This window comes from Streptomyces sp. NPDC005181, from assembly GCF_040608395.1.
Taxonomy (GTDB): Bacteria; Actinomycetota; Actinomycetes; order Streptomycetales; family Streptomycetaceae; genus Streptomyces.
In genome coordinates this window covers 150,540-163,208 of record NZ_JBEXID010000007.1, presented here as the reverse complement: position 1 = coordinate 163,208, position 12,669 = coordinate 150,540, and the positions used below count along the sequence as shown (strand labels likewise).

The window sequence follows — 12,669 nt, the reverse complement described above, 5'->3', positions numbered from 1 at the left end:
CCCCGTTGTCGCGGGCCCGCTCTCAGTGGTGGTACCGGTGCACCACTGCGTGCCCCCTGCCACGGCCGATCATCCACTTGTTGACCGGCGTGGTGACGACGAAGGCGACGGCCAGCGACAGTGTGAGGGCTCCCCAGAACAGCGCGTCGGCGAGCTGCGCGTCCATGGCGCCGGGCCAGAGGACGATCACGCCGTTGTCGATCAGCTCCATCACCGCGATGGAGAGAGTGTCGGCGGTGAGGGCGACCCGGAACGCCGTACGGAAGTCGACGCCTGTCGTGAGGATGGAGCGCAGCGTCAGCGTGTAGCCGAATACGAAGGCCAGGACGATCGCCAGGACCATCGTCTCCGCGTTGCCCCAGCCGAGCGCCGTGCCGATCACCATGCCGAGGATCTCGCCGATGGCGCATCCGGTGAGGCAGTGCAGCGTGGCCCGTGCCGCCATGGGCCAGCCTGCCTGGCCGGGGGCGTGCGCCGTGTGGCCGGCGTGAGCTGAATGGTCCGTGTGATCTGCGTGCCGGCTGCCGTGGCCGTGGTGCTCCTGGTGCTCGTGCCGGCCCTGCTGCTCGTGCTGTTCGTCGCGCGTCTCGTGCTGCATGGCGATCCCCCGATGCCGGTAGCGGTTCCCGTCGACAACAGGAACCATATACCCCCTAGGGGTATTCCCCATGCCCTGGCGAGTTCAGCCCAGGTCGCGCAGTACCTTCAGTCGCGCCACGTCCGCGGCGTGGCCTTCCTTGCCGCCCGGCGTCTCGATGACCAGCGGCGCCCCGGCCGTCGCCGGATGCGAGAACAACTCCCGGAACGGATCTTCGCCGATGTGCCCGGCGCCGATGTTCTCGTGCCGGTCCTTGTGGGCTCCCACCACGTCCTTGGAGTCATTGGCATGGATCAGTTTCAGCCGGCCCTCACCGACCGTCTCCACCAGCAGATCCAGGGTCTGCCTCATGCCCGCCGGGCCCGCCAGGTCGTGGCCCGCCGCGTAGATGTGGCAGGTGTCGAGGCAGATGCCGAGCTTGGGGTGGGCGTCCAGCGCCTCGAAGTACGGGCCGAAGTCCCAGGTCCGTGAGCAGAGTGAGAACCCCTGTCCGGCGGTCGACTCCAGCAGCAGATACGGGTCGTCGTCGTGGGTCAGCTCGTCGAGGAGCGGCCGCATGTGTCTGCGCACCTGGGCCAGGGCCTCCGCACGCGGCCGGCCGCCGGTCGCGGAGCCCGTGTGCACCACGACGCCCAGGGCCCCTATCTCGCGGGCCCGGCGCAGGGAGTGGCGCAGCGACTCCACGGACCTCTCGACGGTGGCCTCGGTGTGCGAGCCGAAGTTGATCAGATACGGGGCGTGGACGTACGCCGGTATCGACTCGGCGGCGCACTCGGCACGGAACTGTTCGTCCTGCGCCGGGTTCCCGGCCGGCGTCGCCCAGCCCCGCGGGTTGGCGACGAAGACCTGGACGGCCTCCGCCCCCATCTCGCGGGCGTAGGGCAGGCCGACCTTGGCGAGGCCGCCGGCCACGGGAACATGGCCGCCGACTGGGTTGCGCATACGGATCTAGAGTCCCTTGGTCTTGATGGTGATGGTGCTGCCCTCGGGAGCCCGGTCGCCGCCGTTGACGGACTGGCTCGCGATCGTGTCGCTGAAGGAGAGGAACGGGCGGTCGACCTCGACCTCGAAGCCCGCGTCCTTCAGCAGGCGCGTGGCCTCGTCGACGTCCTTGCCGGTGACGTCCGGGACCTTGAGCAGCCGCGGGCCCTTGGAGACGGTGAGCGTGATGGTGTCGCCCTCCGCTGCCCGGTCGCCCCCGCCCGGGGACTGGCGTGCGATGTGGCCCGCGGCCTCGGGCGAATTGACCCGGCCCGGCAGCACCTCGGCCGTCAGGCCTTCCTCGTCCAGCGCCTCGGTCGCGTCCTGGACCGACAGCCCGGTCAGGTCGGGGACGTCGACCGGACTGCCCTTGCTGACGACCAGGGCGACCGCGGAGTCGGGGTGGCGCTCCGCGCCCGCTCCGGGATCCGTACGGATGACCTCGCCCTGCCCGATGCCCTCGCTGAACTCCTTGGTGACCATGCCGGGCACCAGGCCCACCTTCTTCAGTGCGCGCCTGGCCTCGGCGAGCCCGGTGCCCTCGACGTAGGGGACCTTCACGATCTCAGGGCCGCGCGAGACGACGATCGTCACCGATCCGTTGCCCCGGATGCGGGCGCCCGACCTCGGGTCGCTGCTGATGACCTTGCCCCGCTCGACGTTGTCGCTGTAGGCCCGCTCGACGCCCTTCAGCTCGAGACCGGAGTCCGAGAGCCGCTGGCGGGCCGCCTTCTCGGTCTGGCCGAGCAGCGAGGGGACCCGGGTGAACTGTCCCGAGTTGATGTACCAGACACCGGCGCCGACCCCCAGCACCAGCAGTACGGCGACGATCGCAGCGAGCATCCCCCGCCGCGGACCGCCGCGCAGCGGCCCGCTCCGGGCCGGCTCGGGCGGCAGCGGCGGGGGCATCTCCAGCCGGCTGGTGTGATGGGCGGTGCCCTGGCCGGCCGGGAGGACCCGGGGGATCACGCTCGTCCGGTCCTCGGCGTCGTCGTGCGCCTCGGCGAGCGCCTGCGGCGGTACGGCGTCCAGCTGGGCGTCGGTGAGCGCGGCGCGCGCGGTGCGGGACTCGGCGAGCAGAGCCACGGCGTCGAACGGACGGACCTCGGGGTTGCGGGCGGCGGCGCTCGCGACCAGTTCGTCCAGCTCGGCCGCGAGCCCCGGGACGACGGCCGACGGCGCCGGCACGTCCTCGTTGAGGTGCTGGTAGATGACCTGGGCGGGGGAGTCACCGGTGTGCGGCTTGGCGCCCGTCAGCATCTCGTACAGCACGACACCGCAGGCGTACACATCGGTGCGGGTGTCCGCCGTGCCGTGCTCGATCTGCTCGGGGGCGAGATAGGAGACGGTGCCGAGGACGGTTCCGGTGGTGTTGGTGTCGGATCCCACGGCCCGCACGAGACCGAAGTCCGCGACCTTCACCCGGCCGTCGTCCCCTATGAGGACGTTCTCCGGCTTCATGTCGCGGTGCACGAAGCCTGCCCGGTGTGCGGCGCCGAGCGCGGCGAGGACCGGCTCCAGGATGTCCAGTGCGGCTCTCGGCTGCAGGGCGCCGCGCTCGCGCAGGACGTCGCGGAGCGTGCAGCCCGCCACGTACTCCATCGCCAGGTAGACGTACGCCCCCTGGGCGCCCTGGTCGAAGACCGCGACCACATTGGGGTGCGCGAGCCGGGCCACGGACTTGGCCTCGCGGATGAAACGCTCGACGAACGAGGCGTCGGTCGCGAGGGCCGGGTGCATCACCTTGAGGGCGAGCACCCGGTCGAGCCGGGTGTCCACAGCCCGGTAGACCGTGGCCATCCCGCCCACGGCGATGCGGGCATCGACGCGATAGCGGCCGTCGAGCAGCTGCCCGACGATGGGGTCCCCCTGGCCGAAGGCTGGGGAAGGGTCCTGGAGGGTCGTATCCACGCAAGCGAGTCTACGAGTCGCCGCGGACCTGGCCGACGGGCCGGGCGATCCCGGAGCCGTACTGCAGCCGAGCCGTGACAGGGACATGCGCGTCACACGTACGGCACCCTGCGCACCGCGGGCGTACGGGTGCTCAGAACGCGGGCCGCTCCGGGTCCAGTGCCGCCCGCCCCTCCATCGGTGACGACGCCTCGGCGAAGTGGCGCCGGGGGATCCGGCCCGCGCGGTACGCCAGCCGCCCGCCGTCCACCGCGTGCCGCATCGCCGCCGCCATCAGTTCGGGCTCCTGCGCCCGGGTCACCGCCGACGCCAGCATCACCGCCGCGCACCCCAGCTCCATCGCGAGCGCCGCGTCCGATGCGGTCCCGGCGCCGGCGTCGAGAATCACCGGTACCCGGGCGTGCTCGACGATCAGCTGGAAGTTGTGCGGGTTGCGGATGCCGAGACCGGAGCCGATGGGGGAGCCGAGCGGCATGATCGCCGCACATCCCACGTCCTCCAGCTTCCGGGCCAGCACCGGGTCGTCATTGGTGTACGGAAGGACGGTGAAGCCGTCGTCCACCAGCGTCTCCGCGGCGTCCAGCAGCTCGATCGGGTCGGGCAGCAGGGTCCGCTCGTCGGCCACGACCTCCAGCTTGATCCAGTCGGCGCCCAGCGCCTCGCGGGCCAGCCGCGCGGTCAGTACGGCCTCGCCCGCGGTGAAGCAGCCCGCCGTGTTCGGCAGGACGCGGATCGAGAGCCGTTCCAGCACGGAGAGCACCGAACCCTGCACGGTCGGATCGAGGCGGCGCATCGCGACGGTGGTCAGCTCGGTGCCGGACGCGGTCAGTGAGCGTTCCAGCACGTCGAGGCTGGGTGCCCCGCCCGTCCCCATGATCAGCCGGGAGCCGAAGACGGTGTCGCCGAGGGTGAAGAGATCGTCGGACATGGTCAGCCTCCCTGGACCGCGGTGAGAACTTCGATCCGGTCGCCGTCGGCGAGCGTCGCGGTGGACCACCGGCTGCGCGGGACGACGGTCTCGTTGACGGCGGCCGCGACGCCGGAGGGCGCCGTGGTGAGGGTGGCGACGAGGGCTTCCAGCGTGGTGCCGGCGGCGATCGAGCGGGGATCACCGTTCACGGACACGGAGAGCGCGACGAAGTCGGTCATGCGGGCTGCTCCTGACGTACGGAGGCGGCGTCGGGGGACGCGGCGGGCGGCGGTACGGCGGCGGGCGCGAACCGCCCGGGGGCGAACGGGTGGGCCACGGCGGGCAGCTCGCCGGTGGTCAGCAGCTCGGCCATGGCGTCACCGGTGACGGGGGTGAGCAGCACCCCGTTGCGGTGGTGGCCGGTGGCGAGATGCAGACCGGGCAGGGCGGTGGGGCCGAGCAGCGGGGCGTTGTCGGGGGACGCGGGGCGCAGGCCGGCCCGGGTCTCGGTGAGCGGCAGTTCGGTGATGCCGGGCACCAGCTCGTGGGCGTCGCGCAGCAGCTCGTACACCCCGCCCGCCGTGACCGTGGTGTCCCAGCCCATTTCCTCGCTGGTGGCGCCGACGACCAGCTCGCCGTTCTTGCGCGGGACGAGATAGACATGGCTGCCGCGGACCACGGCCCGCACGGTCCGGGTGAGGAACGGCGCGTACGCGGCGGGCACGGTCAGCCGCAGCACCTGCCCTTTCACCGGCCGGACGGGCGGCACGACCTCGTCCGGCAGTCCCGCGAGCCGCCCGCTGAGGCTGCCCGCGGCGAGCACGATCTGGTCCGCCGCGAGCTCCGTACCGGCTGCGAGCACGGCCCCGGCGGCCCGGTCCCGTGCCACCACCAGGCGTGCCGCCCAGTCACGGTGGAAGACCACCCCCGCCCGCTCGCAGGCCGTCAGCAGGGCAGCGGCCAGCCGACGGGGGTCGACCTGGTGGTCGCCGTCGACCCGCAGACCGCCGCGCACACCCGGCGCCAGCATCGGCTCCAGGCGGCGGCACTCGCGGCCGGTGAGCCACTCCGACTCCAGCCCCGAACGGTGCTGGAGCGCGTGCAGTTCCCGCAGATGGGCGCGGTCGTCGGAGTCCAGGGCGACCGCGAGGGTGCCGCAGGCCCGGAAGCCGATGTCCTGGCCGCTCGCCGTCTCCAGCTCGGCCGCGAAGGCCGGGTAGCGCGCGGCGGAGGCGACATTGAGGCCGAGCAGCAGCTGCTCGCCGTAGTGGAGTTCGGTGACGGCGGCGAGCATGCCGGCCGCGACCTGGGCGGCCCCGCCGCCCGGTTCGGGGTCGACGACCGCGGTGCGCAGGCCGCGCTGCGCCGCCCGCCAGGCGGTCACCAGACCGATGATTCCGCCCCCGATGACGAGGACGTCGGATCCGTCTACTGAGGTGCTCCCGGAGGAATGCATGGGCGTCCAGCCCCTCCCTTCGCCGGCATGACCCGGATCAGGTTCGTACGGTCGGAGGCCGCCCAGCCTCCCTCTCAGCCCGGTGCGTCCGGGCTCCCGCGAGTGTTTTACGTTGGCCACCCTAAACCCCGTCACCCGGACCCAGTAAGGGAGCAGCCACCGTGGCCCGTTCGCTCGACGGAATCGTCCTCTCGCCGGTCGCCGACCAGGCGCCGGGTCAGGTCGGTACCCGGACCCGCTTCACGTACCACGAGGAGAAGGGGGTGATCTGGGCCGATTACGCGGGCGGGGATGTGGTCCGGGGCCAACTCGTCGGCACCCGCACCGGCGATCGACTCGACTTCCGGTACGTCCAGTTGAAGCGGGACGGAACGACCTCCTCCGGGCACTGCGTCTCCACCGTCGTCGGTCTTGCGGACGGCCGGGTGCGGCTGGAGGAGCGCTGGGAGTGGGAGTCGCAGGAGGGTAGTGGGACCAGTGTGGTCGAGGAACTTGCAACCTGACGGATCGTCAAATGCTTAAGGTGGACAGGTGAGCGAGCAGCAGACAGAGCAGCCGGGCCGGCGGACAGAGCGCCGCGTCGTCATCGTCGGTGCGGGCATGGCCGGCGTGCAGACCGCGGTGGCCCTGCGGGAGCAGGGCTTCACCGGCCCGGTCACCCTGATCGGCGCCGAACCCCACCAGCCGTACGACCGCCCCCCGCTGTCCAAGGCGGTGCTGCTCGGCACGGCCGAGGGCTCCGCCTTCGACATCGACTTCGAAGAGCTGGACATCGAGCTGCAACTGGGCCGAGACGTGACCGGCGTACGGGCCGACGTGCACGAACTGGACACCCTGGCCGGCCCCGTCCCGTACGACGTCCTGGTCATCGCCTCCGGAGCCGAACCGGTGGTGCTGCCCGGCTCCGAGGGGGTGCCCGGCGTCCATCTGCTGCGCACCCTCGACGACGCCGCGCGGCTGCGGCCGGTCCTCGACCAGCAGCACACCGTCGTGGTCGTCGGCGCGGGCTGGATCGGCGCCGAATTCGCCACCGCCGCCCGCGCCGCGGGCTGCGAGGTCACCGTCGTCGAGGCCGCCGACCGGCCGTTCGCGGGTGTCCTGCCCGCCGAGGTCGCCGCCCCGATGGCCCGCTGGTACGCGCAGAGCGGCACCGAACTCCTGACCGGCGCCCCGGTGGCCCGCATCGAGCCCGGCAGCGTGGTCCTCGCCGACGGCCGCACGCTCGCCGCCGGAGCGGTGGTTGTCGGGATCGGCGCCCGGCCCGCCACCGACTGGCTGGCCGGCTCCGGCATCGCCCTCGGTCCGGACGGATCGGTGACCGCCGACGAAGCGCTGCGCACCTCGCTGCCCGATGTGTACGCGGTCGGGGACTGCGCGTCCTTCCCCTCCGCGCGGTACGGCACACGGCTCCTCGTCCACCACTGGGACAACGCCGTCCAAGGGCCGCGGACCGCCGCCGCCAACATCATCGGCGCCGGCATGGACAGGGCGTCGCACCCCCTGACGTACGACCCCGTGCCGTACTTCTGGTCCGAGCAGTTCGACCGCTTCGTGCAGTACGCGGGCCATCACGGTGGCGCGGACACCCTGCTCTGGCGCGGCGACCCGGCCGAACCCGCCTGGTCCGTGTGCTGGCTGCGGGACGGCGCACTGGTCGCCGTCCTCGCCGTCGGCCGGCCGCGCGACCTGGCCCAGGGGCGCAGACTCATCGAGGCGGGGGCGCGGCTCGATCCGGTGCGGGCGGCCGACCCCGCCGTACCGCTGAAGTCGGCCAGGGCCGATGCCCCGTAGCGGCTCGCCCGCAGCACTTCAGGAGCCCTTGCGGCCACTGGGGTGACCCCCGTCCGGTCGGGTCCGAGTACCGACTGTCGGTCCGGGATGGCACGCTTGTCTCCGTGACCGAGATTGACGCAAAGATCGATGCTCTCGTCCCTGCCTGGCTCCACCTTCCCGACATCGCCGAAATGCTCGATGTCGAGGTGACGCGCGTGCGGCAGCTGGTCAAGGAGGGCCAGCTGATCGCCGTACGACGTGGTGAGAACCGGACGCTCCAGGTGCCTGCTGCCTTCATCGACGGCAACAAGGTGGTCAAGGGCCTCTCCGGCACCCTGACGCTCCTGAGGGACGACGGCTACACCGACGAAGAGATGCTGGAGTGGCTCTTCACCCCCGACCCGTCCCTGCCGGGTACCCCCGCGCAGGCGCTGAGCGAGAATCGCGGCACGGAGGTGAAGCGCCGCGCCCAGGCGCTCGCCGTCTGACCGGGACAACCGCACGCGGGGTACGGGCACGGGTACGGGCCGTTCCGAACGGCCCGGCCCGGCCCGTACCTCCGCATCACGCCGTACCGCTGTACCAGCCCGACCATGTCGTGCCGCCGCTGTATTCCGTACAGCTGTATCAAGGGGGAACCGCATCATGCCCACGCCTCGTGAGCTGCTGTCCGACGCCCGGCTCTACCTGTGCACGGACGCCCGCAGGCGCCAGGGCGACCTGCCCGCCTTCCTCGACGCCGTGCTCTCCTCCGGGGTGGACATCGTCCAGCTGCGCGACAAGGGCATGGAGGCGGCCGAGGAGCTCGAGCACCTGGCGGTTCTCGCCGATGCCTGCCGGCGCCACGGCAAGCTCCTCGCCGTGAACGACCGGGCCGATGTCGCCCACGCCATCGGGTCCGATGTGCTCCACCTCGGCCAGGGAGACCTGCCGGTCCCCGCCGCCCGCGCCATCATCGGCGACGACGTGGTGATCGGCCGCTCCACGCACGCCGAGTCCGAGGTCGACGCCGCCGTCGCCGAGCCGGGCGTGGACTACTTCTGCACAGGACCCTGCTGGCCCACCCCGACCAAGCCCGGCCGGCACGCCCCCGGCCTCGACCTCGTGCGGTACGCCGCTTCACTCGCCCAGCCGCGCCCCTGGTTCGCCATCGGCGGGATCGACGCCGGCAACCTCGACAAGGTGCTGGACGCGGGAGCGCGCAGGATCGTCGTCGTACGGGTGATCACCGAGGCCGACGACCCGGCGGCGGCCACCGCAGAGCTGGCGAAGCGGATCAGGGCGCGCGCCGACGGCTGACAGGCGCGTCAGGGAAATCACAGATCATCCGAAGAACGTCAGGGGACTGTCCGATGGGTGGACAAACCACCAGTCAATTCGGGCAATTGCCGCTGGTCTGGTTGGGGGACCGTCGAGCCCTGGTTAACCTGCAGTATGGCCCTTGGCACTCCCTCTACCAGGACGGATCACGCACGCACGGTGCGTGAGCTGCTCGCGACCGGCAAGACTTCGTATTCGTTCGAGTTCTGGGCGCCCAAGACCGAGAAGGGCGAGCGCAATCTCTGGAATGCGCTGCGCCGGGTCGAAGCGGTGGGCCCGAGCTTCGTCTCCGTGACGTACGGGGCCGGCGGTTCCACCCGGGCCGGGACGGTCAGAGCCACCCAGCAGATCGCTGCCGACTCCACCCTCACCCCGGTCGCGCACCTCACGGCCGTCAATCACTCCGTCGCCGAACTGCGCAACATGATCGGGCAGTACGCCGACGCCGGGATCAGGAACATCCTCGCCGTGCGCGGCGACCCGCCGGGCGACCCGATGGGCGAATGGGTCGAGCACCCGGAGGGCGTGCAGTACGCGGCCGATCTCGTCCGGCTCATCAAGGAGTCCGGCGATTTCTGCGTGGGCGTCGCGGCATTTCCCGAGATGCATCCGCGCTCGACCGACTGGGACACCGAAATCCGGCATTTCGTGGACAAGTGCCGCGCGGGTGCCGACTATGCGATCACGCAGATGTTCTTCAATCCGGACGACTATTTGCGGATGCGTGACCGCGTGGTAGCTGCGGGTTGCGACACACCTGTCATCCCCGAGGTCATGCCGCTCACCAGCGTCAAGCAGTTGGAGCGGTTTCCGCAGCTCAGCAACGCGACTCTGCCCTCGTCCCTGAAAGAACGCATCCTTGCCGTCAAGGACGATCCAGCCGCTGTACGCTCCATTGGCATCGAGTTCGCGACGGAGTTCTGTGCGAGGCTGCGCTCCGAGGGTGTGCCCGGACTGCACTTCATCACGCTCAACAACTCGACGGCAACGCTCGAAATCTACGAGAATCTCGGACTGCACAAGCAGTCGTGACCGGCCGTACCCGCCATGATCCCGGGCGGCGGCCGTAGAAATGGGGGCGGGCATGGGCTGGACGGTCCTCTACATCGCGTTCGGCATCGTGGCGCTGTGGCTGCTCGGCGAGGTGCTCCTGCAGTACAAGGCGCGGCTGCGCTGGCGCCTGCTCGCCTTCACCGGCTTCGCGGCCGTGGTCGTCGGCGTGCTGATGCCGTCCGTGCCCGTCATCGCCGTCGGCGCGATCGCGTTCGCCATCGGCCAGACGTACGTCACGCTCTCCTTCCGGCGCGGCTTCTCGACCGGCTGGGCCATAGGGGGCAGCCCGGGCGAGAGCCGCCGCCGTCGAAGCAGCGGTGAGCGGGACACCCGCCGGGAGCCCACGCTCGAAGTGTCGGAGCTGGAGGTGGAGTACGACCGGGCGGGCCAGGACGAGGCGGAGGGCGCCGCACCCGCACCTGCGGCCGCCGTCTACGCGCCGGAACCGCTGCCGGACGACACCGGGCAGTACGGCATCTACACCGATCCCGTCCCGCAGCAGGAGTCCCAGCAGGCCCAGGGGCAGCCCCAGTACGCGGCGTACGACCCGTACGCCGACTACTCCACGTACGGCGGTGTGCCCGGCCAGGACAGCTACGGCGGGCAGGGCACGTACGCCGCTCAGGAGACGTACGCCGGTCAGGACAGCCACGCCAGTCAGGACAGCCACGCAGGCCAGGACAGCTACGCCGGGCAGTACGACTACGGCACGGGCCAGCAGCAGTACGCCGCGTACTCCGACCCGTACATCGGCACCGGCACCACCGACGGCTCCCCGCAGTACGGCGCGCACGACAGCTACGCGAACTACGACAGCTACGGCGGTCAGCAGCAGTATGTGGCGGACCCCTACGCCCAGCAGTACACCTCCGAGACCCCGCCGGGCGGCGTCTGGGTGCCGCAGCAGCGCGAGGGCGAGCAGTACCCGCCGGAGCAGCAGCCCGCCCCGTATCCGAATGCCTACGACGGCGGCTACAACGAACAGCAGTACCGCTACTGACGGACCGCCGTCCGGGACCCGGTCCTGACCTCCCATGCCCGTGCGGCCGTGGGGGAGACCGAGGACGAGGCGGCATCCCGCGCGCCCGGCCCCCGTACCCGTGCCTTCTCGCTACCGGTCCCGCTCACTGGGAGCCGCGGAAGCCGTCCCCCTCCACGATGAGCCCGGCGACGAGCGTCCCCGACATCCCGGCGTGCGCGAGCCCGCCGCCCGGGTGGGACCAGCCGCCCGCGAGGTAGAGACCCGGCAGCCGCGTGCGGTTTCCCGGATGCAGATACGCGCCCCCGGCCCCGGCCAGCGCCGGTGCGGGCACCGAGCCGCCCTCGGCGCCGGTGTCGGCCGCCGTGTGGGCGGGCGTCCGCACTTCGGCGTGGAGCAGCCGCTCACGCAGGCCGGGGACGGCAGCGCCGGCCGCCTCGATCACGGTGTCGGCATACCGCTCGCGCAGCGCCCCGTCCGTCCAGTTCACCGCGCCGTGCGGGGCGACCGTCGCCGTCACCGTCACGGCCTCGTGCGCGTCGTCCGGGCGGGTCGACGGATCGTCCGGGCGGATCACTGTCACCGTGGGACGCCCGGCGAGCCGGCCGCCGAACACCGCCTCTCGTTCCGCCGCCCCGTCCGCGCCGTGCACCACGGTCCGGTACACCGTCCCCGCGGGCCGGCCGCCGCGCAGCGACAGCAGAACCTGGAACCGGCCCGGCACCGTCGCTCCGTCCCCGGGCCGCGGCTGAGCCGTCACATCGCCCTCCTGCCAGGGCCCCTGACCCGGTACCAGCCCCGGGCGCGGCCAGGCCCCGAGCACCACATGATCGGCCTCGGTGACCGTCCCCGTCGCCAGCTCGACCCCCGCCGCCCGGCCGTCCTTCTCCACCACCCGGGCCACCTCGGCGCCGAACACGAACTCCACCTTCCGGGCCAGGCACCGCTCGTACACCGCCTGTGCCAGTGCCCGCATCCCTCCGGCCACGTACCAGCTGCCGAACGTCTCCTCCATGTACGGCAGCAGGGACGCGCTCGCCGGTGCCCGCAGCGGATCGAGGCCGTACGACAGTGCGGATCCGTCGAGCAGCGCGGTCAGCCGGGGGTCCGTCAGCTCCCAGGCGCCGACCTCCGCCACCGTGCCCGCCTGCCGGGCGGCCCGCAGCAGCCGGCGCTGGCGGAGCGCCGGATACGGATCGCGGCCCAGCACCTGCCAGTCGGCGCGCAACGGCTCCTCCAGCAGCGGCCGCCGGGACCGGTCCCACGCATCCCGGGCCCGGTCGAGGAACTCGCCCCACCTGCTGCCCGCACCGGTCCCCAGCGCGCCGTCCAGGGCGGCGACCACCCCGGCCCGCGAGGCGTTCGGCAGCGAGACCGCCGTGCCGTCGGCGAAGAGATGACGGCTCGCCGGATCGACCTGCGTCATCGTGACGCACCGCTCCAGCGGCTCCTTGCCGGTCTTGACGAACAGATCGCGGTAGACGGCGGGCAGATGCAGCAGCGAGGGACCCGTGTCGAACGCGAAGCCGTCACGCGTATACCGGCCGACCGAGCCGCCGTACGTCCCGGACCGCTCGTGCACCGTCACCCGGTGCCCTGCCACGGCCAGCCGGGCAGCTGCCGCCATTGCGCCCATCCCGGCGCCGATCACCGCAATACGTGCCATGTCAGTGACCTTAACGGCCACC

13 protein-coding genes and 1 riboswitch are annotated in these 12,669 nt (G+C 71.9%); of the genes, 6 read left to right on the top strand and 7 right to left on the bottom strand.

All coding sequences use genetic code 11. The annotated features are described in order from the left end of the window. Window positions 1–22: 22 nt before the first annotated feature. The 6 genes from ABZV38_RS07645 to thiO form a co-directional block, all read right to left on the bottom strand. Window positions 23–598 (bottom strand): DUF4396 domain-containing protein, encoded by a 576-nt coding sequence (locus ABZV38_RS07645; protein ID WP_356325662.1) that lies wholly within the window; start codon window positions 596–598, stop codon window positions 23–25. An 84-nt stretch (window positions 599–682) separates the two neighbouring features. Further along, the gene (locus ABZV38_RS07640) at window positions 683–1,540 is read right to left on the bottom strand and encodes a deoxyribonuclease IV (RefSeq protein WP_356325582.1); all 858 of its coding nucleotides are present in this window, start codon (window positions 1,538–1,540) and stop codon (window positions 683–685) included. 6 nt (window positions 1,541–1,546) lie between these two features. After that, window positions 1,547–3,577 carry a Stk1 family PASTA domain-containing Ser/Thr kinase gene (gene pknB, locus ABZV38_RS07635; RefSeq protein ID WP_356325660.1) on the bottom strand — a complete coding sequence of 677 codons (2,031 nt, stop codon included), beginning with the start codon at window positions 3,575–3,577 and terminating at the stop codon, window positions 1,547–1,549. A 46-nt stretch (window positions 3,578–3,623) separates the two neighbouring features. Beyond that, window positions 3,624–4,418 carry a thiazole synthase gene (locus ABZV38_RS07630; protein WP_356325579.1) on the bottom strand — a complete coding sequence of 265 codons (795 nt, stop codon included), beginning with the start codon at window positions 4,416–4,418 and terminating at the stop codon, window positions 3,624–3,626. A gap of 2 nt (window positions 4,419–4,420) precedes the next feature. Continuing rightward, on the bottom strand, window positions 4,421–4,639 hold the full coding sequence (gene thiS / locus ABZV38_RS07625) for a sulfur carrier protein ThiS (RefSeq protein ID WP_356325578.1): 219 nt from the start codon (window positions 4,637–4,639) through the stop codon (window positions 4,421–4,423). After that, the gene (thiO, locus tag ABZV38_RS07620; protein WP_356325576.1) at window positions 4,636–5,856 is read right to left on the bottom strand and encodes a glycine oxidase ThiO; all 1,221 of its coding nucleotides are present in this window, start codon (window positions 5,854–5,856) and stop codon (window positions 4,636–4,638) included. The genes thiS and thiO overlap by 4 nt, the downstream gene beginning before the upstream one ends. After that, window positions 5,854–5,966: riboswitch (TPP riboswitch) on the bottom strand. It overlaps the preceding gene by 3 nt. A 51-nt stretch (window positions 5,967–6,017) precedes the next feature. Between thiO and ABZV38_RS07615 the strand changes: the two genes are divergently transcribed. The 6 genes from ABZV38_RS07615 to ABZV38_RS07590 all read left to right on the top strand — a co-directional run bounded on the left by ABZV38_RS07615 (window position 6,018) and on the right by ABZV38_RS07590 (window position 11,002). Continuing rightward, on the top strand, window positions 6,018–6,359 hold the full coding sequence (locus ABZV38_RS07615; protein WP_356325574.1) for a hypothetical protein: 342 nt from the start codon (window positions 6,018–6,020) through the stop codon (window positions 6,357–6,359). A 28-nt stretch (window positions 6,360–6,387) separates the two neighbouring features. Then, a complete protein-coding gene (locus ABZV38_RS07610; protein ID WP_356325572.1) occupies window positions 6,388–7,647 on the top strand; it encodes an FAD-dependent oxidoreductase in 1,260 nt (419 codons plus the stop codon). A 104-nt stretch (window positions 7,648–7,751) separates the two neighbouring features. Then, a complete protein-coding gene (locus ABZV38_RS07605; protein WP_356325570.1) occupies window positions 7,752–8,117 on the top strand; it encodes an Rv2175c family DNA-binding protein in 366 nt (121 codons plus the stop codon). A gap of 157 nt (window positions 8,118–8,274) precedes the next feature. Beyond that, window positions 8,275–8,928, top strand: a complete 654-nt coding sequence (gene thiE, locus ABZV38_RS07600) for a thiamine phosphate synthase (protein WP_356325568.1) — start codon at window positions 8,275–8,277, stop codon at window positions 8,926–8,928. Between the two features lie 135 nt (window positions 8,929–9,063). Then, the gene (gene metF / locus ABZV38_RS07595; RefSeq protein ID WP_356325658.1) at window positions 9,064–9,981 is read left to right on the top strand and encodes a methylenetetrahydrofolate reductase [NAD(P)H]; all 918 of its coding nucleotides are present in this window, start codon (window positions 9,064–9,066) and stop codon (window positions 9,979–9,981) included. 52 nt (window positions 9,982–10,033) lie between these two features. Continuing rightward, the gene (locus tag ABZV38_RS07590) at window positions 10,034–11,002 is read left to right on the top strand and encodes a hypothetical protein (RefSeq protein WP_356325565.1); all 969 of its coding nucleotides are present in this window, start codon (window positions 10,034–10,036) and stop codon (window positions 11,000–11,002) included. A 124-nt stretch (window positions 11,003–11,126) separates the two neighbouring features. On the opposite strand, the gene ABZV38_RS07585 is transcribed toward ABZV38_RS07590, so the two are convergent. Next, window positions 11,127–12,647 carry an NAD(P)/FAD-dependent oxidoreductase gene (locus tag ABZV38_RS07585; protein ID WP_356325563.1) on the bottom strand — a complete coding sequence of 507 codons (1,521 nt, stop codon included), beginning with the start codon at window positions 12,645–12,647 and terminating at the stop codon, window positions 11,127–11,129. Between the last annotated feature and the right edge of the window lie 22 nt (window positions 12,648–12,669).

What these genes read in the sequence shown, in the direction of transcription:
- ABZV38_RS07645 (WP_356325662.1), bottom strand. Translation starts at nt 598, where the DNA reads ATGCAGCACGAGACGCGCGACGAACAGCACGAGCAGCAGGGCCGGCAC.
- ABZV38_RS07640 (WP_356325582.1), bottom strand. Translation starts at nt 1,540, where the DNA reads ATGCGCAACCCAGTCGGCGGCCATGTTCCCGTGGCCGGCGGCCTCGCC.
- pknB (WP_356325660.1), bottom strand. Translation starts at nt 3,577, where the DNA reads ATGTCCCTGTCACGGCTCGGCTGCAGTACGGCTCCGGGATCGCCCGGC.
- ABZV38_RS07630 (WP_356325579.1), bottom strand. Translation starts at nt 4,418, where the DNA reads ATGTCCGACGATCTCTTCACCCTCGGCGACACCGTCTTCGGCTCCCGG.
- thiS (WP_356325578.1), bottom strand. Translation starts at nt 4,639, where the DNA reads ATGACCGACTTCGTCGCGCTCTCCGTGTCCGTGAACGGTGATCCCCGC.
- thiO (WP_356325576.1), bottom strand. Translation starts at nt 5,856, where the DNA reads ATGCATTCCTCCGGGAGCACCTCAGTAGACGGATCCGACGTCCTCGTC.
- thiE (WP_356325568.1), top strand. Translation starts at nt 8,275, where the DNA reads ATGCCCACGCCTCGTGAGCTGCTGTCCGACGCCCGGCTCTACCTGTGC.
- metF (WP_356325658.1), top strand. Translation starts at nt 9,064, where the DNA reads ATGGCCCTTGGCACTCCCTCTACCAGGACGGATCACGCACGCACGGTG.
- ABZV38_RS07590 (WP_356325565.1), top strand. Translation starts at nt 10,034, where the DNA reads ATGGGCTGGACGGTCCTCTACATCGCGTTCGGCATCGTGGCGCTGTGG.
- ABZV38_RS07585 (WP_356325563.1), bottom strand. Translation starts at nt 12,647, where the DNA reads ATGGCACGTATTGCGGTGATCGGCGCCGGGATGGGCGCAATGGCGGCA.